Genomic DNA, 19,324 nt, shown 5'->3' with positions numbered 1-19,324 from the left:
TGTCCACCGGCTACGGCCAGGAGTTCATCCAGCGCGGCTGGGGACGCTGGGGCTTCGAGCCGTTTACCGACCTGATGGCCATCACCGATGCGGCCGAGGCCCGCGAAGACATCGATGAAACCCGCACCGCGGCCATGGGTGGTTCCTTCGGCGGATACATGGCCAACTGGGTGGCCGGACACACCGACCGCTTCAAGGCGATCGTCACCCATGCAAGCCTCTGGGCGCTGGAGGGCTTCGGCAAGACCACCGATGCCTCCTTCTACTGGACGCGCGAGATGAGCCCCGAGATGATCGATGCCAACTCGCCGCACCATTCGGTGGGAAACATCGTCACCCCGATGCTGGTGATCCACGGCGACAAGGACTACCGCGTCCCCATCGGCGAGGGCCTGCGCCTGTGGTACGAACTGCTCGCCGAGTCGGGCCTGCCGCAGCAGGCGGACGGTTCCACCAAGCACCGCTTCCTGTATTTCCCGGATGAAAACCACTGGATCCTTTCCCCGCAGCACGCGAAGATCTGGTACCAGGTCGTAGAGCATTTCCTCACCGAACAGGTACTCGGCGAAGATCCGGGCGCACTGCCCGAGCTGCTGGGCTAGCCGCGCTGCCCGGGTGCCGGGCTGGGCGGTGCGGACCGCACCGTTCAGCCCGGCACGGCAGTGATCGACCCGAGCTTCTGCGGATTGCAGACCTGCCAGATGCTGCGGATTCTCCCGCCGTCCATTTCAATGCCGAGCACGTCGGTGCGCTCGGGCAGGGCGAACACCACCGCCGGCTCCCCGTTCACCACGGTGCGCCGCAGTCCGCGGCCGGGGTTGCGCTGGGCTACGCCAAGCAGGAACCGGGTGACCTTGGCCGCGCCGAAGATCGGATTGCGGGCGGCCGAGATGATCCCGCCGCCGTCGTTGTAGAGCACCGCGTCCTCGTGCAGCAGCCGTGCCACTTCCGCGGCGTCGGCATGGTTGATCGCTTCAAGGATCCGATCCAGCATTCCCGCCACCCTGGCCGGGTCGTGTTCGGTGGCACGCTCGGCGTCGAGCTTCAGCCGGGCCCGGTGCAGCATCTGGCGCACCGCGGCAGGCGTCGTTTCAAGCACCTGGGCGATCTGCGGCGCACTGTAATCCAGTGCGTGGTGCAGCACATAGGCGGCCCGGGCCGCCGCCGGCAGCTGTTCAAGGATGTGCAGCAGCCCCACGCGCAGCATCGAAGAATGCACCGCCGCGTCCTCGGGGAGGGTGCGCTCATCTACTGGTTCAGGCAGCCACGGGCCGATGTACTCGGTGCGCGCCACCCTGGCCGAACGCAGCACATCGATGGCCCGGCGCGTGGTGAGCGTTGTCAGGTAGGCGGAGGGGTTGCGCACGTCCCGGGCACCGAGCAGCTGCTCGCCCACCGTGCTGACCACGTCCTGGGCTTCCGCCCAGGTGCCGAGCATGTTGTAGGCGAGCATGGTCAGCCGGGGTTGTTCGGCCTTCCAGGCGAGCAGCACGTCGGCCACTATCGTACCGGCGGTTCGATTCGGGTGGTGATGGCGATGCGGTTCCACACGTTGATCGTCGCAATGGCGAAGATCAGGTTGCCGATTTCTTCCTCGCTGAACTCTTCGGCCGCCGCCTCCCACACCTCGTCGGTGACCCCCGTGGCGGGATCCAGGCGGGTGACCTCGTCGGTCAGGCGCAGTGCGGCGCGTTCGGCGTCGCTGAACATCGGGGAATCGTTGTAGGCGGCCACGGCGAAGAGCTTGGCGGTGTTGATTCCTGCTTCCATCGCGTCGTGGGAGTGCATGTCGGTGCAGAATGAGCAGCCGTTGAGGATCGAAGCGCGCAGCTTGATCAGTTCGTAGAGCTCCTTCGGGACATTCAACGACGCGTACTTTTCCATTCCCAGCACGGCCGTGTAGCCTTTGGCGTGGCTCTGGCCTAGATTCATGCGCATGATTTGCTCCTTGTCATCTCGTTACAAGAGTACGTCGCGCCAGCAAGGGCAAGTGTGACGGTTTTGCCCGAGAAATTTTTTGCGCCCAGGCCATCAGGCTAGATTTAACCCGTGAGCTCAGTGATCGTCCCCGCAGATTTATCCGATGACAGGGTCGTTGCCCTGGTCCAAGACCACCTGGACGAAATGGAACCGACGGCCCCGCAAGAGGCGCGCCATGCGCTGGACCTCTCCGGCCTGCAGTCGCCCTCGGTGCACCTGTTCACCGCGCTGTTCGACGGCGCTCCGGTGGCCCTGGGCGCGGTGGCGTTCTTTGACGAACGCCGGGGCGAACTCAAAAGCATGCGCACCTCAGCCCGCGTTCGCGGCCAAGGCCTTGGACGGCAGATGCTCAACCATCTGATCGCCCATGCGAAGAGCTCCGGGCTGAAGGACCTGTATCTGGAGACCGGGACGCATGAACTGTTTGCACCGGCCCGGGCCATGTACCATTCGGCCGGGTTCCGGCCGTGCCCACCCTATGGCTCCTATGTTGCCAACGAGCACAGCATCCACATGCACCTGTCCTTGGATTTCTAGAATTCCTCGCCGGGCGCGAGGCTAGATTCCGGGCAGGGTGATCGGCTTCGGCGCATCGCCGCCGGCGCCGCGGGTGGCGGTGATCAGGGCCTTCGCTCGGCGGGCGACATCCGCGTCGCGTTCGGAAAGCACATCGGTCAGGTGGTCCAGGTGGGCTACGCGGGCACTGAACTCCCGGCGCATTCTTTCGCTCAACGGCGCCGAGTCCAGCTCGCGCTGCTCACTCAGGGCCATGGCCAGCGCACGTTCAAACAGGCGCTGACCGGCGTCGTCGGCGCGGCCGTTCTCCGCGGCGCCGAGCACCGCGACCGCGTTGATCTGCGAATCGTCCAGGCCAATGAGCAGGCGTTCGAGCTTCTTCTTGACCGCTCGAAGTTCGGCGGTGCCGCGCCCGAACCTGCCAAGGCTTCCGGTGGCGGTGAACAGGAACCTGATCAACAGCACGATATTGATGACGGTGAAGAAGAACAACCAGGTCAATAGCCAGAACAAACCGCCGAAGCTGATGGATGTGTCTTCTTCGAAGCCGTTTCTTTCAATGCCCGCGGCGTAGTCGTCGATCGCCTGGGCAATGGTGATATCCGGGTAGTCGCTTTCGTAGATGCTCCCGTATTCCCAGTTGGTTGAGCCTCCGAGCGTGTATTTGCCAGCGCTGACCTCAGGGCTGATCAGTCCGGGGACAATCGCCGTTCCTTCATCGGTGTAGAACACCGGGATGATGGCCTTCCCGTCCTTCAGTTCCTTGGTCGCCGGGTCTAAGAGTTCCGGGAATTCCTGCTTGATGCGCTGCTGGGCGCTGAGCAGGCTTCTCGGTTCGGCGATGCGAATTTCCGAGCCATGCTCATCAAGATGCAGGTCTAGGTACGATTCGGCGTCGCGCACGGCGATGATCATGTTCGTCGGCACGGGGAAGTCGGTATCGACGTACCTGATGATTTCGGAGTCCGAGAGTTCGCCGCTGGGGTCGTCGATTTCCAGTTGCGCTCCGCGGCCGGTCCCCTCCCGTACTGCAGGTGGTTCGCCGGTCAACGACGCCGCCACGATGCCCGCGGGAATCATGCCGATCAGCAGCAGCCCCACGAGCATGGCAATCAGCCAGCCGGTACGCGGCCGGTATAAGGACTCCGAGAGCGATTTCTGCTTCTTCGCTCCGCTCGCGCGCTGCACCGAGGCGGTGGAGGCTTGTTTGTCGGAGTCGAGGGTGTCTCCGGTGATGGCGCGCACCAGCGCGTCGAGGTAGGCCACGCTGGCGTAGCCGTCTTTGCCGGTGGAGGGATCAAGGCCCAGGGAGGTCTTGAGCTCGCGATGCTCCGGGGAGCTCGGGTCCGGCGGGTTCACTCGGCCGTGCGGATAGCGGGAAATTTTCCCCTTCAGCTTGGTCGCCAGCGCAATGATCTGCGCTTCGGCAGCGCTCCACGCGGCAATCGCTGATTTGCTCTGCGGATCCCCCGAGGCGGCATCCAGCAGCCGGCCCAGTGCCGAGCGCAGGTCTTCAATGTCCTTGGCGGCCACCATGCGGCCCGGCGCCTTCTCCAAGCGGATCAGCAACCTGGTCATGGCATCGTTGATGGGCCCGCTAAGCTTGTCCAGGGTTGAGCCGGTGCCGGCCAGCCTCGCGTGGACCGAGCCGGCGCCCATCAGTGCATCCGACAGGTTTGTCAGGCGACGCGCGGTCGCTTCAAAATCACCAAGCTGTTCCAGGGTTTTCTTGTCGAAGGCGAGCTTCCGTGAAAAGACCTGTTCCACCAGGTCGTCTTCGGTTCTTGCCAAGCCCAGGGACAGGGTCCTCAGCTGCGTCCAGGCGCTCCTGAAACCCTTCGGACGGTCCTTCGGCGCGGCGGCGTAATAGGTGGCTTCCAACGCCTCAAGGTCCAGGACCACGCGGGCAAGTTTGCGCTGCGCCGCCGCCAGCCGCCGGTGTTCGGCCTCCCAGCGCAGGGAATAGCGCACCGACAACAGCAGAAACACGGCCGTCGCCGAGGCGCTCAGGGAAATGAGCGAGATCCAGAAGACTGGATTGGTATTTGGCGGGTCATACAACACCACGGCAGCCCGCTGGGCCGCGGCAATGACCGCCTTGGGTCCATGCCCGAGCCCCAGGTTGTCGCGGAAGGCATTGTCGATCTCGAAGCGGATGTCGCTGGGTTCTTCGTAGGCCTTGTGGTCCCGCCCGTCGACCAGGTCTTCTCGGACAGCCGTGCCATTGAAACGCTGTTCGATGCTGTAGTCATCCGTGTCTTTGTCATCCAGCTGCGTGCTGAGCAGCATGTCATACCCGGGCAGCTCGCCGTAGAGCACCTCGCTGCCGGTGAGGAAACGGTCGGTGACGGTCAGCGTCAGTGGTCGGTGCGCGAGGATCGGCGTGTCCATGGCGGCGTCGACGGTGGCCTGGCTGATGTTCCAGTCCTGGTCGCCCTCGACGACGATCTTCACCTCATAGAGTTGCTGCTCTTCGTGCTCCGCTTGAATGAAGGCGTTGATTCCAAGCACCGCAATGAGTGTGGTGATCAGCGCCGAGAGCACCGCGGGAACGACCGCCCAGGAATGCGGGCGGTGCAGTTTTCTTCCCTGGGAATCGGTGTATTTATATCTGCTCAAACCCGGTCCTGCGCTCGTTCGCCGTCCCATGCCTGCAGCTGCTCAGCCGCCCGCGCAAACTTCGCCAGATCGTCGGCCCGCAGTTCGCTCTCCTTGGACTCACCGGCAAGGTAGGAGGACACCGTGCCGGGAATGGAAACGCCCTGCTTCTTGGCCGCAGCGGCCGCCCGGCGCAGCGAAGCATCTAGTTCGGTGCGCAGCGTCCACAGGGTTTCAAGCATCTGCACCGGTGTGACGGTGCGAGTGTTCGGCGTATCAAGCCACTGTCTGGCATCGATCAGCACATCGGTGTCGGTGACAAGATGCGCACGAAGTTCGGCCGCCGCGTCAAGCGAGGCGGCCTTGTCTGCATCAAGCAATTCCGTGGAAGCCTCGAGGATCTGCCGGTGGGCCAGGATGACGTTCTTCCAGCTGCGCTGGTTGGGCACCTCGCGTCCCAGCAGCTCGTTGAAGGCGCCGAAGGAGGAAATGACGGCGTCTTGGCAGGAGCTGATCTGCTCCAGCCGGGCCAGCGCTTCGGGGCTTGGCACCTGCGAGTCCACCACGCCGTCGGCTGCCTGCTGCGCCGCGTGGTGCAGCGCCGGGACTATCTGGGCGATCTGGCGTGCATGCTGTTGTGCCAACCCTCCAGCAGGAAGGTCGGCCTCGGGGAGCCGACAACTAAGCAGCTTCTGGGAGCGGCTGCGAAGATGATCGCGCAGTTCTGCGGCCCGCGCGGTTCTGCCCGCGACGGCCTTGCGGCGCGCAATGCGACGGTAGCGGATGAATTGGATGATGCCGCCCAGCCCGATCAGCACGCCGAGCACCGAGAAGGCAAGGACCTTTTTCCCCTCGGAGGTGCTCGGGATGAACCTTGAGAAGCTGTACTTGCTTGCCGTCAGTTCATCCGTGGTGCTGCGCACCGCCTCGATAACGGCCTGCGTGTAGTCTTGATCGTCCATGGCCGGGCGCATGGCCGAAATGCTGTTCTCCAGTGCCGCGGCGCGGTCGCCCTTGACATCTTTGGCCCTCTCGATGGCGATCTCTGCGCCCTTGCCGGCCTCGTCGGGAAGGATCAGCCCGATGACGATCCACCCGTCCTGGATGTAGCCCTTGGAGTCGACGCCGTCCGGCCAGTCCTCGTGCAGCAGCAGGTAGGAGGTGGGGCCGAACAATGTCATTCCGCGGGTGAACTGCGCCGCCCCGCCGTCCCAGGTGTTGTCCGGTCCGTCGACGCCCACCACGATCTTGGCGTTCGTGTTCCCCATGATCTCGCGGACCCCGTCGAGCACCTTCTGGTTGTCGATCTTCGGCTGCGCCGACTCGATGACCGCAAGGTGGAAGTCGCCGTCCTCGGCCACCAGGTCCGGCAGGCGCAGCGATGAATCCTCCTCCTCGTCCACCGGTGCGCCGGCGGACTTGCTGGGGTAGATCGGCTCGTGGTTCCCTTCTTCGGCCAGGGCCGGTGCGGCGAAGAGCCCGCTGGTGCACAGGGCGAAGAGGAGCAGTGCGGCGACAAGGCGTCGAGGGGTACCGGCGAGCGAGCGATTCATAGTCTAACGATTGTATCAACAGCTGCTTTTTAAGCGTGGACACCCCTGGACCCATGGGTCCAGGGATGTCTTCAGCCCTCGATGCTAGTCAAGCAGCATGGCTGGTTCCTGCAGGATGGAGGCGACATCGGCCATGAAGCGGGCCGAGAGGTCCCCGTCCACCACGCGGTGGTCGAAGGAACCGCCCAGGGTGGTGATCCAGCGCGGGACGACCTCGCCGTCCACGACCCATGGCTTCTGACGGATGGTGCCGAAGGCGACGATGGCCACCTCGCCCGGGTTGATGATCGGGGTGCCGGTGTCGATGCCCAGGGCGCCGATGTTGGTGATCGACAGGGTGCCCCCGCGCATGTCCTCCGGCTTGGTCTTGCCGGCGCGGGCGGTGGTGGCCAGCTCGTTCAGGGCGGTGGCCAGCTCGCGCATGTTCAGGTCCTGGGCGTCCTTGATGTTCGGCACCAGCAGCCCGCGCGGGGTGGCGGCGGCGATGCCAAGGTTCATGAAGCGCTTCTGGTGGATCTCCGCACCGTTCTCGGTGTCCACCCAGCTGGCGTTCACCGACGGGTTGCGGGCGGCGGCCCAGATGACGGCGCGGGCCAGCACCAGCAGCGGGGAGACCTTGATGCCCTCGAAGTCGCGGGACTTCTTCAGGCGCTGCACGTATTCCATGGTGCGGCTGGCGTCCACGTCCACGAAGATCGAGACATGCGGGGCGCTGAATGCCGAATCCACCATGGCCTTGGCGGTGGCCTTGCGGACCCCGCGCACCTGGGTGCGTTCGATGCGGGCGTCGGCCAGTTCGCCGTGGGCCCAGTAGGTCGGGGCGGCGGCGTGCTCTGCCTCGCGCTGGGCCTGGTAGCTGTTCACGTCCTCGCGGGTGACCTCGCCCTGGGTGCCGGTGCCCACCACATCGTTGATGTCGATGCCGAGCTCCTTGGCCAGACGGCGCACCGGAGGCTTGGCCAGCACGCGGTCAACGAAGTTCGCCACGGCTGGCTTGGCCTTGTCCACCTCGCGGGTCAGCGCGCTGGACAGGGAGGCCGCGCGGCGAGAGATTTCCTCGGACAGCGCGGAGGTGCGCGAAGCCCTAGCCTGGGACGGATCGCTGGAGGGAGCCGGGCGGTTGGTGCGCGCACGGCGCACCGAGGAGTCGGCGGTCGGACCGGAGCCAACCAGCGGGCCGGGCTCTTCGGAGGCCTGCGGGGCGGCGGTGGCCAGCGCCTCGGCGGGTTCTGGGGTACCGGTCGGGGCAGGCTTATTGCCCTCCTGATCGATGGTGATCAGCGGGGTGTCCACCAGCACCGTCTGACCCTCGGCCGCATGCAGCGCGGTGACCACGCCGGCAAAGGGGCTGGGCAGTTCCACCAGCGACTTGGCGGTCTCGATCTCCACGAAGATCTGGTTGACCTCGACGGTGTCGCCCACGGCGACCTTCCACGAGGCGATGTCGGCTTCGGTGAGGCCTTCGCCCACATCGGGCAGGTTAAAGACTGTCATTTTCGGCTCCTAGTAGGCGAAGGAACGGTCGAGGGCTTCAAGCAGCTTGTCGATATCCGGCAGGTACTGGGATTCGACCTTGGAGATCGGGTACGGCATATGGAAGCCGCCCACGCGCAGCACCGGCGCTTCCAGAGACAAGAAGGCGCGCTCGGTGACGCGGGCCGCGATCTCTCCGCCCAGACCGCCGAAGGTCGGAGCCTCGTGGGTCACGATCAACCGGCCGGTCTTCTGTACGGATTCGACGATGGTGTCGAAGTCGATGGGCGAGAGCGAGCGCAGGTCGATGACCTCGATGGAGCGCCCGTCCTCCAGCGCCGCCTCGGCCGCTGCCAGGGCGACGGGCACCAGCGGGCCGTACGCGACGATGGTGGCGTCGTCGCCGCTGCGCACCACCTGCGCCTTGAAGGCGTCCAGTGCAGGGGTTTCGGTGTCCACCTCGCCCCTGAGCCAATAGCGGCGCTTGGGTTCAAAGTAGATCACCGGGTCCGGGCAGGACGCGGCCTGCTGGATCATCCAGTAGGCGTCGTTCGCGTTGGACGGGGTGATCACGCGCAGGCCTGCGGTGTGCACGAACAATGCTTCCGGGGATTCCGAGTGGTGCTCGATGGATCCGATGCCGCCGCCGTAGGGAATGCGGATGACGACCGGGGTCGTCAGCCGGCCCTCGGAGCGTGCGTGCATCTTGGCCAGCTGGGTGGTGATCTGGCTGAAGGCCGGGAAGACGAAGCCGTCGAACTGGATTTCAACCAGCGGGCTGTGGCCGCGCAGGGCCATGCCCACCGCGGTGCCGACGATGCCCGCCTCGCCCAGCGGGGAGTCGATCACGCGGTGCGCGCCGTATTTTGCCTGCAGTCCTTCGGTGATGCGGTAGACGCCGCCCAGCTTGCCGATGTCTTCACCCATCAGCAGCGCCTTGTCGTTGCCTTCAAGGACCTTGTCCAGGCCGGAGGTGATGGCCTTCGCCAGTGTCATTGTGGTGGTCATTTACTTACTCCCCCTGCGCCGCATCGGCGAATCCTGCTTCGTACTGAAGGTGCCAGTCCAGTTCTTCCTGAATCAGCGGATGCGCCTGGGCGTAGACCTGCTCGAAGGACTTGGCCAGCGGCGGAACCGGGAAGGCCATGGCATCCTCGCGGACCTTGGCGGCCATGGCGTCGGCGTCGAGCCCCAGCTGTTCAAAGAATGCGTCGTCTACCAGCTGCTGATCGCGCAGGTAGGTTTCCAGGCGGATCAGCGGATCTTTGGGCGCCCAAGCCTTTTCTTCATCGCTCAGGCGGTACTTGGTCGGGTCGTCCGCCGTGGTGTGGGCGCCGAGTCGGTAGGTGACCGCCTCGATGAAGACCGGGCCCTTGCCGCTGCGTGCATGTTCCAGGGCCCAACGGGTTACTGCCAGCACCGCAAGGACGTCGTTGCCGTCCACGCGGATGCCGGGCATACCGTAGCCCGCAGCACGCTGCACCAGTGGCACCTTCGACTGCACCTCGAAGGGCACCGAGATGGCCCACTGGTTGTTCTGGCAGAAGTACACCACCGGCGCATCGAAGGAGTTGGCGAAGACCATTGATTCGTGGGCTTCACCTTCGGTGGATGAACCGTCGCCGAAGTAGGCAACCACAGCATCACCCTCGGCGGCGCGCTTCGCCTCGTCCCAGCCATGCTGTTCAAGGTTCAACGCCATGCCGTAGCCGGCCGCGTGCGGCAGCTGGGCCGCGAGCACCATCGTGTACATGTGGAAGTTGTTTTCACGGGGATCCCAGCCGCCGCCGGAGATGCCGCGGAACAGGCGCAGCATTTCCGAGAAGGAGACATTGCGGGTCAGCGCAACGCCGTGTTCGCGGTAGGTAGGGAAGATGTAGTCGTTCGGGCGGGTTGCACGCCCCGAACCGATCTGTGCTGCTTCCTGGCCGCGCACCGGAACCCAGAGGCACAACTGGCCCTGACGCTGCAGGGCGGTGGCTTCCTGGTCGAAGCGGCGGGTCAGCGCCATGTCGCGGTAGAAGCTGCGCAGCATGTCCGCATCGACGTCACCCAGATAGGCGTCGTAGACTTCATGGGCCAGCCGCTGTCCATCCGGCGTCAGGATCTGAACCAGGTCCTCCTCGGTCGCAGCACGCGTCATAAATCTTCCTTTGGTCATAAATATGCCCCACCCGGAATACATTCCGCATGGGACATATAGTGGCTTGTCCAGTTTCCAAGCCTATAGTGTTTGCCTGTTAAAACGCGAGAAAATCGCCCCGTTTAGCCCTGCGCCAAATCAAGTGATTCGCTGCACAGTTGAATGAAGCGATCATTTGCTTCAACCTCGCCGATGGAAACGCGCACGCCTTCATTGGTGAATCCACGCACCGAAAGGGCGCACTCTTCGGCTCGCTCAACGAATTGCGCAGTCTTCTCGCCCAACGGCAGCCAGACGAAATTCGCCTGCGTTGTTGGGATCTTCCACCCCTGTTCGACAAGGGCTGCAACCACGCGTTCTCGTTCGGCAACCAGTGAATCAACCCGGGCGAGCACCTCATCCATATGTGCCAAGGAAGCAACAGCAGCGTCTTCGGCAACGGAAGAAACAGCAAAGGGCGTTGCCATGACACGGAGGTTGTCGGTAATTTCAGGATGCGCCACCGAGTAGCCAACACGCAGGTTGGCAAGACCGTGGGCCTTGGAGAAGGTGCGCAGCAAGATGACGTTCGAGTTCGCCCTGTAGGTTTTCAGCCCGTCGACCGAACGCTCATCCCGGACGAACTCGATATACGCTTCATCAAGCACGATCAACACATTGCGCGGGACGCGGGCAATGAAATCATCCACCTCGTCCTGAGTCAAGATAGGGCCCGTCGGGTTGTTCGGGGTGCACAGCAGGATCACCGAGGTGTTCTCGTTGATCGCTTCGATCATCGCATCCAGATCGTGGCGCCCATCTTCCAGCAGTGGAATCTGCACCGGCAGGGCCCCGGCAGTCTGCACCAAAATCGGGTAGGCCTCGAAGGAACGCCAAGCGAAGATCACCTCGTCCTGAACGCCGTCTTCGTTCTGACCCGCATAGGTATTCAAAATCTGAACCAGAGCACCGAGGGAACCGGCTCCGGTGACAATATCTGCCGCAGGAACATCCAGGAACTCGGACAGCGCACCGCGCAGCTTGGTTGATAGAGGGTCCGGGTAACGGTTCAGCGCATACTGATCGATGACTGCCTGATGCACCTGCGGCAGCGGTCCGAACGGATTCTCATTCGAAGACAACTTATAGGAAGTCAATCCGTCGATCTGTACCGGAGGCTTTCCAGCGGCGTACTTTGGCAGGCGTGCAACGATTGGACGTGGCTGCACCTGATCTTGGGTCACAGGGTTCTCAGTCATACATCAAAGCGTAGTCCCGAAAATACGCAGCGTGCTTACAACACCAGCTCAGATTTATGTGAGAAAGTTTGTCTATGTATTTCCTACTTAGAGTCATCATCAATGCCTTGGCCCTGGCCGCCGCGGTGTGGGTTGTGCCTGGGCTCCACATTACGTCTGCAGGCGATGGCACCGTCGGACTTATCATTTCCTACCTTGTCGTCGGACTGATTTTCGGCCTCGTCAACGCCTTGGTCCGCCCCATTGTCAAGGTACTGTCGCTGCCGATCACCTGCCTGACCCTTGGCTTGTTCACCATCGTGATCAATGCGCTGATGCTGGCATTGACCAGCTGGATCACCAAGTTCACCCCGACCACGCTGAGTATCGACCACTTCTTCTGGGACGCCATCGTGGGAACGATCATCATTTCCATCGTTTCAGCGGTCCTCGGCCTGTTCGTTGCACGAGACAAGTAGTCGAAAACTAATTTCCTAATGCGGCGGGGCAATCTGATTCAGATTGTCCCGCCGTTGTTCTTTGGGCTTCGTCTTGTTTTTATCCGTCTTCCGGCGCTCAATCGTGAAGCGCCTAAAGAGTAGAGGTCCTGTGGGCAGTGAGAACTGCGATAGGTGCTCCCTCACCTCAGGAGTTGGTTCTTGAACCAACTCACGCACGTGGTCTTCATAATTGGTCAGTGAATGCGGGGCGCCGAAAAGCCCGTCTTGCGGAAGCCTGTCCTTGATCTGTTCTCGGGGACCCTGAAAAGTCACCGTCAGCTGCCGTTCATTGGCCTTGTTGCTTCGTCCGTCGGTTCCCGGCACCATGTCTTTCGCGTCTTCGATGGACAGCGTTCTAACTTCCTGTGGCAGGTCGATCCCGCCAATCGGGGAGCCGAACGTGACCGCCTTGGTCATCTTGAACTTCTTGCGCATCAACCTGTTTTTGAGCAGGTTGGCAGCATGGATGCCGCCTTGTGAATAGCCGGAGACGATCACCTCATCACCTGGCCCTGCTCCCGAGTACTCCAGCGCTTCAGTAATCGGCCCGACATAGTCCTGCGAATCTCGCCCAAAGGCGTCAACGATGCCCATGGTGTCGAAGGGGTTGGGGCCGCCCATCCCATCTTGAGTTCCGGGAATGATGACCACATATTTCTCCGGATCCACCTGCGCGATAATGAACTTGCTCTGCTCGCCTTCTCCCCCGTCGTTGAGCAGCCGATGCAGCTGCGTGTAGCTATCCAACGTTCCATCGATTTCAATGGTTTCGGGCGCCTGCTTCCTTGTCAGCTCGATCGTTTCTTCCGGTCCCATTGATTCCATGACACCGGTGAGTTCACGGGTAGTTTCGGTCACCAATTTCTGGGAGTCGTTGTCGGTAACAACGATGTTCCATGGATTGAGAACCATAAACATGCGCAGCAGCGTCTGCATGGCTTCGGTCGGCGGCCTGTTCGCATTATTGATACTTTGCGTGAAGAACTCCTTGCCGAACCGTTCCCAGGAGGCGGCCAGCACCATTTTCTCGATCAGCGCCTCAGAATATTCATAGTTGTCAATTGCAGCGCTGACACGCTCGGTAAGCCTCCGGGCGTCAAGCACTGCTTCGCTTGCCTGCCGGTAGCTGGTGCGCAGCGAGGCGGCCAGCAACGAGACGTAGTAGCTCCGAGCAAAGACCCCCGCGTCAGCGCATTGCATGCTTACCTCGCTGTGGCATCGGTCCGCGTCGACCGCCGCCCGCAGCAGCGCCCCCTCAATGTCCTGAAGCTGCGCATAAACGCTCTGGCAGATCGCCTGTGATTCCGCGTAATCCACCGAGTTGTAATTGACGTCATATCCCATGACTAACTGGCCATCCGCTCGGCATTAATCTGCGCTTCCAGCGCATAAATCTCGTTGCGGGCCAGCGAAAGATAAGACTCCGCCTCCAGCAGCGCCGACACGAGGGTTTCGAGCCGCCCCGACAGCTCCCCTACCTGTGCACTGAATGCCTGCCCAGCCTGAGATCGCCAAGTCAACGCACTGATCTGCGATAGCTGGCCAATGGCGAAGCGTGTGGTCTTCTTGGTATCTGACAGTTGAAAGGCCACCGAATCCAGTGTTGCTTGAAACATCATGATTGCCCCTTTGAGCTGTGCCATTGATGAACCGGTCTACGCCCGGTGGACCTTCAGGATGCTGGTACCGCGCTTCCTTCGGAGCAGTTTGGACGCAGATTGTGGATTGGCGACAGCGTAAAAAGTGTGATGTGGGCACAAGGGATGAAAGAATAGTGACATGGCTGAGATTGCGCGCACTTCCCTTGCTAATGAACCGCTGGCTTTGACCGCCCTCGACGGACGCTACCGCGCCGCCGTGGCTCCGCTGGTCGACTACTTGTCCGAAGCGGCCCTGAACCGCGATCGCATTCACGTTGAAGTTGAATGGCTGATCCACCTGACCGATAACTCCGTACTTCCAGGCACCGCTCCGTTCACCGATGAGCAGAAGGCAGCCCTGCGAAAGATAGTCACCGACTTCAACGCAGACTCCGTGAAGGAACTTGCCGAGATCGAGGCAGTGACCGTTCACGACGTGAAGGCAGTGGAGTACTACATTGCCAACCGCCTTGAGCCAATCGGCCTGGGACACCTCAAGCCGCTCGTGCACTTCGGCTGCACCTCCGAAGACATCAACAACCTCTCCTACGCATTAGGCGTGCAGGGCGGCGTGCAGCAGGTATGGCTGCCGGCAGCTCGCGACCTGGTTGCCCAGCTGACCAAAATGGCCGAGGACTCCCGCGACGTGCCGATGCTCTCGCGCACCCACGGCCAGCCGGCCACCCCAACCACCCTGGGCAAGGAACTGGCTGTGCTCGCATGGCGCCTGACCCGCCAGCTGAACCGCATCGAGAAGACCGAGTACCTGGGCAAGATCAACGGCGCCACCGGCACCTACGCCGCCCACTTTGCTTCGGTTCCAACCGCCGACTGGCAGCAGGTCTCCAAGTCCTTCGTCGAGCACCTGGGCCTGACCTGGAACCCACTGACCACCCAGATCGAATCCCACGACTGGCAGGCAGAGGTCTACGCAGACATCGCACGCTTCAACCGCATCCTGCACAACCTGTGCACCGATGTGTGGAGCTACATCTCCATCGGCTACTTCGCACAGATCCCGGTAGCAGGCGCCACCGGTTCGTCGACCATGCCGCACAAGGTCAACCCAATCCGCTTTGAAAACGCAGAAGCCAATCTGGAGATTTCCAACGGCCTGCTGGACACACTGGGCTCGACCCTAGTCACCAGCCGCTGGCAGCGCGACCTGACCGACTCCTCTTCGCAGCGCAACATCGGCACCGCCATCGGCCACTCGCTGCTGGCAATCTCCAACGTCGCCAAGGGCCTGGATCGTCTGGACGTCGCCGAGGCAGTCTTGGCCGACGACCTGGACCACAACTGGGAGGTCCTCGCCGAGGCCATCCAGATGGTCATGCGCGCCGAGGCCATCGCCGGCGTCGAAGGCATGGACAACCCTTACGAGCGTCTGAAGGACCTGACCCGCGGCCACCGCGTGGATGCGGCCCGCCTGAAGGAATTCGTCGGTGAGCTCGGTCTGTCCGCAGAAGCAGAGGCTCGTCTGCAGTCGCTGACCCCGGGCACCTACAACGGCATCGCTTCGCAGCTGGTAGACCACCTGAAGTAAGCACCAAGCAAGAAGGCCGCTAGTCCGTAATTCGGACTAGCGGCCTTTGTCATGCACGAGCTAGGTCTGCTTCCACTTCTTCTTGTGCTCGACGGGAATTCTATGTCGGGTGAACTGCGCCAATGCCGCTTCATAGCGTTTCGAGTACTCCGCCGCCGGGTAGCGCAGGAGATCGATCTTGATGCAGGGTTTTCCATCAATGATTTTCCGGTGCGGTACATCCGCGCCATCATTGACTTCGACGAGCAAAGAGCGTTGCAGATCCGAGTCGTCCCACAGCAGTTTGAGCTTCGCATCATTATGGTATTCAACGCTTGTGACCGCACGAATCTCTGTCCACGGGATAAAGTGAGCGCCGCGCACCGTAATGCCGTTTTCTCCAAAGTCTAAGTCGATCGCCTGTGAACTGGAGCGTCGAAGGCCGCTGAACGCGGTAGCTGCACCGATAGTCCCAAAAATCAAAGTGGCCAGGCCTACAACCATTGGAGTCCACTGCGCAATTACCTGTGGACGGCGTGAGGACATATCAGGAAGATCACTGCTAATCAGGTAGTAGCCAAGCGACGAAAGAGCAATACCGATTCCTAAAAGGTATGTGCTCCGACGCAATCTTGGCCGATGATACTCGCGGTGAGAAATGAACCAAATGCTGTCAGCCGAATTTCTAACTGACTTACTCACGCGGAATCCTGTTCGTCTTCCTCGCCGAAAGTTACAGTTTCGAATAGCTCAACCATTGGTTCCATCATGAAACCAAGGGTGGCTAGGTCCGCATCGTAAGCCTCGAGCACAAAAAGAAATCCATGACTCCGCCCGACCGTTCTAATATGACCTATTGCCGCAGACATCGTGAGATCGTCGTGTGCGATAGGACCGGAGGCGATCGTACTGGCAGCCTGCACTACTTCACCGAAAACAGCAGAATCAAATTTCGCCAATTGCAAAGGAGTTACGGACTCATATTCTGGTCGTGCATACTCGCTCAAATTCACTTCCGGTTCATCTTCAAAAACTGTCAGATGAGCCGTTCCCAATGCATGACCGTCTTCCGGTGAGTACCAGAATGTATGCGATGATTCCTCAAACTGATTATTGGCTACTTCCAATGCCAGCCGACGATAAGTTTTTCGAAGAGCATCATCATTCCGAATGGCAGCCTCAGCTAAATCATCGGCCCATTCTTCTGCCGTAGCAAAATCTTCATCTGGGAATTCGCGTGGTACTGGAATCCAAGTTTCTAGGTCGACGTCAATTTCATAGGTGATCACTGGACCGTCTCCCATTTAAAAGTTCCTAGAATTGCTAGTCCAAGCTCACGTAGCTGATCGGCTTCTTCCTCGACCATCACTCCGTTTATCTCGGCGTACGAAAACAAAAGCCAGAGTCCTGCCGTTGGATCAGGATCGACCGTGCCGTCAGGCAAGGGACGCGGAACCACCATATTCAGGCCGTGGTTCTGAATTTCTGACGCCTCTTCAGGCCGATAACTCGATTTCCAAAGATACCAATCGGCTCCATCGATTCTTTCGGTATCCACCGTATTCCCACCGGCTGCCCGGCCCACGGCGTCTGACAGCTTACCTGTGGTTCCCACTTTCAACGGCGTCACGATCAGCGATGCAGGCCAAAAACCGCCCGTGAGCTTGTTCATTGGAATTGCGAATCCTAGTGCGCCACGGCGGCGAAGTTGTTCAAACATTTCATGCATCTTCTGACGCAGTATCAGCACTACGTCGGCACGTCCTGCAGACTTGGCTTCAGCTGTGACGAGCTTGATAAATACATGCTCAAACTCGACGGTGGTTTTGAATTCCCTCCACCCCGGTGGAAATAGCACGCTATATCCAATACCCCTGCGAGCCGATCCAGATTCCAATTTACTCTGCATTGTCATCATTTTCCCCTGCCTCTTTCACTGTTTCTTATCAGGAAGAGGCGCATCACTTCGACTTGCTCGGCTCTGTCAAATTCTCCATTAACTCTTGTCCCATATCGATACTCTTGCTCACGACAATCAGACCCATCGAATAGTACAAAGACACTAGCGCTTCTTGATTCGCTTCAGCTTGGACACTCTTAGCCCAAGCTTCCGCTTGTTTGCTCAAGCCCCTCGGATTTTCCAATACGTACTCAGCCAGCGCTCGTTGCTTGGCTGCGTCGTTTTCCAAAACGTAACTCACGGTCATCTTCCACCGACTCTTTGAAAACGACTCATCGAACCCGGAAATATACTTGTCTTTCAACTTGGAATGAGACTGCCTGTACTTGCCCTGCTTCGCTCGGTTGGCCACCCTTGCATTTCTGCGCTGATGGGCGTTTCCCTTGATTCTTGCCTTTTTGGGTCGTTTAGCAGTCGATTTAACCGAACTTCGTACGATGCCTTTAGATTGCTTTGTCGGACTCTTACCCATGGCTTTGAAGAAACCCTTTAGTCCCTTACTTCCCTTGCCAATACCGGAAAATACTTTGCCGACCACGCGTCCAAAGGGTATCAACCCAATGATTGCAAAAGTCAGGTCACCCCAGTCACCATCGCCGACCATAAACTTGCCAATCTCAATTGCCAGGCTGATAACGGAGACGGCTACAGCAGCCAATGCAAACCAGATCGAGACCGGTGAAGTGATCACAATAGCCGCAATGGCAAGAACCAATCCTACGACTGTAAGAATATCTGTCAGAGTCGAAAGAAAAGTATCATTGTTATCCGCAGCCTCGAAAGCATCCTCGATGCTACTAACCGCGTTGTCATAAGCGTCCTCCCAGTAGGACACCCGGGCGTCGAATTTTCCCCAAAGCTCATCAAGCTCATCCTCGGCGTCTTCTCGTGCCTTGGTTGCTTTCTTTAGGCCGTCTGCCGCGTCTTTCTTCTGCTCATCCGTTCCTTCGCCCATACCGAGAAATCCATCGTGTTCGGAGACGAGATCGTTGGCTTCATCTTCTGAATTCCGCTTCGAAATTGCATTCGTATTTGCCTCTTCGATGTCACTGATCAGTGTGCTCAACGAAGCATAATTATCTATACCGCCTCGAGCAGTACATAGTGGAAATATCCCTTGGACGTCTTCCAACGCCGAAGCATAGGTTTTCAAGGCTTCGCCAGTTAGGTTATAGCGGATGGCCGCCTTGCGCAGCTCCGGAAAAACCTCTTCTGCAGATTCGCGTACCTTGGTAATTGCCTCAGATTTCAAATCTGAGGTGCCACTGCTGATGTCTTCCAAACGATTGGCTGCACGGTCCATTGCCTCGCCGGAGGTAATTAGATTAACTCCATGCTGATGGATATCCCCGGCGTTCCCCTCGATCAGTTCTAGGGTTTCGCCGGTTTCCGGTGACTGCAACGTCATGACTACGTACTTCCTCTTCGTCTACTTCGGCGTATCTTTTTCACGCGAGTTCAAGAATGCTTTTTTCGTCTCAAGGTCCCACTCTTGGAAAGCCTTTTGAATGTCTTTTAGATTTGTATGAACACCGTCGAGCTTTTCCACCAGATCGTCACGAGTATCGTTCCAATCGTTTTCGAAGTCGCCGACCCGGTCTTTGAGGTCGCCTTTGCCTTTGGGGTTGCCAACTGCACTCTCAATGTTCTTGGTAATTTCGGAAGCATTTTCAAAGTCTTTGATGCTGGCACCGAGATCGGCAATGATCTCATCTAAGCGAGCCAAGTAAATTTCATCGCCCACTGGGTAACGACACCTTCTCTCCAGGTACTTCTACGACGGCAATTGCAGACTGTGTGGGCAGGAAAGCGGCCGCTCCGGTACTGCCGAAGCGGCCACAGCTCCAATCACAGGATTTACTTGCCGGCCATACCGCGGTCGGTGTCCTGAATCTGAGTCATCATGTCGCGCAGAGCGGTGGCCATGTCATTGATCCCGTCGAAAGCGTGCTTCAGGCCAGCCTGAAGATCCTTGTAGCCTTCGCCGAACTGTCCCGAGGCGTGTTCGGTCACGAAGTCCTCGCCCAACAGCTTGTCCACGCCGGACTCCAGCTGGTCAAGTACGCCGTCCAGGTCATCGCGGCCGGTGTCCAGCTTGGTGGACATAGCTTCCATTTCACCGTAGCTAGCCTTGAAATCAGTCATCGGTCATCTCCTTTATGGTCGGAGGGCCCGCAGTCGGACCGTCATAAGTTTGTACAGAAAGATACGATAATGTG

General features: G+C 60.1%; 20 protein-coding genes. 4 read left to right on the top strand and 16 right to left on the bottom strand.

The features are described from left to right. Nucleotides 1-602, top strand: a 602-nt coding sequence (locus tag RUH64_RS01880) for a prolyl oligopeptidase family serine peptidase (RefSeq protein ID WP_313810871.1), incomplete at its 5' end; no start/stop codon positions are given. Between the two features lie 44 nt (nt 603-646). On the opposite strand, the gene RUH64_RS01875 is transcribed toward RUH64_RS01880, so the two are convergent. Beyond that, nucleotides 647-1,492 (bottom strand): sigma-70 family RNA polymerase sigma factor, encoded by an 846-nt coding sequence (locus tag RUH64_RS01875; RefSeq protein ID WP_313810870.1) that lies wholly within the window; start codon nt 1,490-1,492, stop codon nt 647-649. 8 nt (nt 1,493-1,500) lie between these two features. Further along, complete coding sequence (locus RUH64_RS01870) at nt 1,501-1,938, bottom strand: carboxymuconolactone decarboxylase family protein (protein WP_313810869.1); 438 nt, start codon at nt 1,936-1,938, stop codon at nt 1,501-1,503. 111 nt (nt 1,939-2,049) lie between these two features. On the opposite strand from RUH64_RS01870, the gene RUH64_RS01865 reads away from it, so the two are divergent. Continuing rightward, nucleotides 2,050-2,517, top strand: coding sequence for a GNAT family N-acetyltransferase (locus tag RUH64_RS01865; RefSeq protein WP_313810868.1), 468 nt, complete (start codon nt 2,050-2,052; stop codon nt 2,515-2,517). Nucleotides 2,518-2,538: 21 nt separating this feature from the next. On the opposite strand, the gene RUH64_RS01860 is transcribed toward RUH64_RS01865, so the two are convergent. From RUH64_RS01860 to RUH64_RS01835, 6 genes are all read right to left on the bottom strand, one after another. After that, nucleotides 2,539-5,115: a hypothetical protein gene (locus RUH64_RS01860; RefSeq protein WP_313810867.1), complete on the bottom strand. Its 2,577-nt coding sequence runs from the start codon at nt 5,113-5,115 to the stop codon at nt 2,539-2,541. Beyond that, nucleotides 5,112-6,647, bottom strand: a complete 1,536-nt coding sequence (locus tag RUH64_RS01855; RefSeq protein WP_313810866.1) for a hypothetical protein — start codon at nt 6,645-6,647, stop codon at nt 5,112-5,114. Before RUH64_RS01855 ends, RUH64_RS01860 begins: the two co-directional genes overlap by 4 nt. A gap of 84 nt (nt 6,648-6,731) precedes the next feature. Further along, nucleotides 6,732-8,141: a 2-oxo acid dehydrogenase subunit E2 gene (locus RUH64_RS01850; RefSeq protein ID WP_313810865.1), complete on the bottom strand. Its 1,410-nt coding sequence runs from the start codon at nt 8,139-8,141 to the stop codon at nt 6,732-6,734. 9 nt (nt 8,142-8,150) lie between these two features. After that, nucleotides 8,151-9,128 carry a transketolase C-terminal domain-containing protein gene (locus tag RUH64_RS01845; RefSeq protein ID WP_313810864.1) on the bottom strand — a complete coding sequence of 326 codons (978 nt, stop codon included), beginning with the start codon at nt 9,126-9,128 and terminating at the stop codon, nt 8,151-8,153. Nucleotides 9,129-9,132: 4 nt separating this feature from the next. Further along, entirely contained in the window at nt 9,133-10,263 is a 1,131-nt protein-coding gene (gene pdhA / locus RUH64_RS01840) for a pyruvate dehydrogenase (acetyl-transferring) E1 component subunit alpha (RefSeq protein WP_313810863.1), read from the bottom strand. Nucleotides 10,264-10,385: 122 nt separating this feature from the next. Next, nucleotides 10,386-11,501 (bottom strand): histidinol-phosphate transaminase, encoded by a 1,116-nt coding sequence (locus RUH64_RS01835; RefSeq protein WP_313810861.1) that lies wholly within the window; start codon nt 11,499-11,501, stop codon nt 10,386-10,388. A gap of 74 nt (nt 11,502-11,575) precedes the next feature. On the opposite strand from RUH64_RS01835, the gene RUH64_RS01830 reads away from it, so the two are divergent. Further along, the gene (locus RUH64_RS01830) at nt 11,576-11,959 is read left to right on the top strand and encodes a phage holin family protein (RefSeq protein WP_313810859.1); all 384 of its coding nucleotides are present in this window, start codon (nt 11,576-11,578) and stop codon (nt 11,957-11,959) included. 15 nt (nt 11,960-11,974) lie between these two features. Here RUH64_RS01830 and RUH64_RS01825 read toward each other — a convergent pair whose 3' ends face one another. Next, the gene (locus RUH64_RS01825) at nt 11,975-13,324 is read right to left on the bottom strand and encodes a hypothetical protein (protein ID WP_313810857.1); all 1,350 of its coding nucleotides are present in this window, start codon (nt 13,322-13,324) and stop codon (nt 11,975-11,977) included. A gap of 2 nt (nt 13,325-13,326) precedes the next feature. Further along, nucleotides 13,327-13,623: a hypothetical protein gene (locus tag RUH64_RS01820; protein ID WP_313810855.1), complete on the bottom strand. Its 297-nt coding sequence runs from the start codon at nt 13,621-13,623 to the stop codon at nt 13,327-13,329. A gap of 136 nt (nt 13,624-13,759) precedes the next feature. On the opposite strand from RUH64_RS01820, the gene purB reads away from it, so the two are divergent. Beyond that, entirely contained in the window at nt 13,760-15,166 is a 1,407-nt protein-coding gene (purB, locus tag RUH64_RS01815; protein WP_313810853.1) for an adenylosuccinate lyase, read from the top strand. A 60-nt stretch (nt 15,167-15,226) separates the two neighbouring features. Here the strand turns inward: purB and RUH64_RS01810 are convergent, their stop codons facing one another. The 6 genes from RUH64_RS01810 to RUH64_RS01785 all read right to left on the bottom strand — a co-directional run bounded on the left by RUH64_RS01810 (nt 15,227) and on the right by RUH64_RS01785 (nt 19,250). After that, nucleotides 15,227-15,847, bottom strand: coding sequence for a hypothetical protein (locus RUH64_RS01810; protein WP_313810851.1), 621 nt, complete (start codon nt 15,845-15,847; stop codon nt 15,227-15,229). Further along, on the bottom strand, nt 15,844-16,449 hold the full coding sequence (locus tag RUH64_RS01805; protein ID WP_313810849.1) for a hypothetical protein: 606 nt from the start codon (nt 16,447-16,449) through the stop codon (nt 15,844-15,846). Before RUH64_RS01805 ends, RUH64_RS01810 begins: the two co-directional genes overlap by 4 nt. Beyond that, entirely contained in the window at nt 16,431-17,054 is a 624-nt protein-coding gene (locus RUH64_RS01800; protein WP_313810847.1) for a hypothetical protein, read from the bottom strand. The genes RUH64_RS01805 and RUH64_RS01800 overlap by 19 nt, the downstream gene beginning before the upstream one ends. Before the next feature lie 52 nt (nt 17,055-17,106). Further along, the gene (locus RUH64_RS01795) at nt 17,107-18,513 is read right to left on the bottom strand and encodes a putative T7SS-secreted protein (protein WP_313810845.1); all 1,407 of its coding nucleotides are present in this window, start codon (nt 18,511-18,513) and stop codon (nt 17,107-17,109) included. A 21-nt stretch (nt 18,514-18,534) separates the two neighbouring features. Further along, nucleotides 18,535-18,849, bottom strand: a complete 315-nt coding sequence (locus RUH64_RS01790) for a hypothetical protein (RefSeq protein ID WP_313810843.1) — start codon at nt 18,847-18,849, stop codon at nt 18,535-18,537. Between the two features lie 113 nt (nt 18,850-18,962). Then, complete coding sequence (locus tag RUH64_RS01785) at nt 18,963-19,250, bottom strand: WXG100 family type VII secretion target (protein WP_313810841.1); 288 nt, start codon at nt 19,248-19,250, stop codon at nt 18,963-18,965. Nucleotides 19,251-19,324 lie beyond the last annotated feature (74 nt).

Origin of the sequence: Glutamicibacter sp., assembly GCF_032154645.1 — a bacterium.
Classification (GTDB): domain Bacteria; phylum Actinomycetota; class Actinomycetes; order Actinomycetales; family Micrococcaceae; genus Glutamicibacter.
The sequence above is the reverse complement of the archived record's forward strand: the minus strand, read 5'-3'. Positions and strand labels throughout refer to the sequence as shown.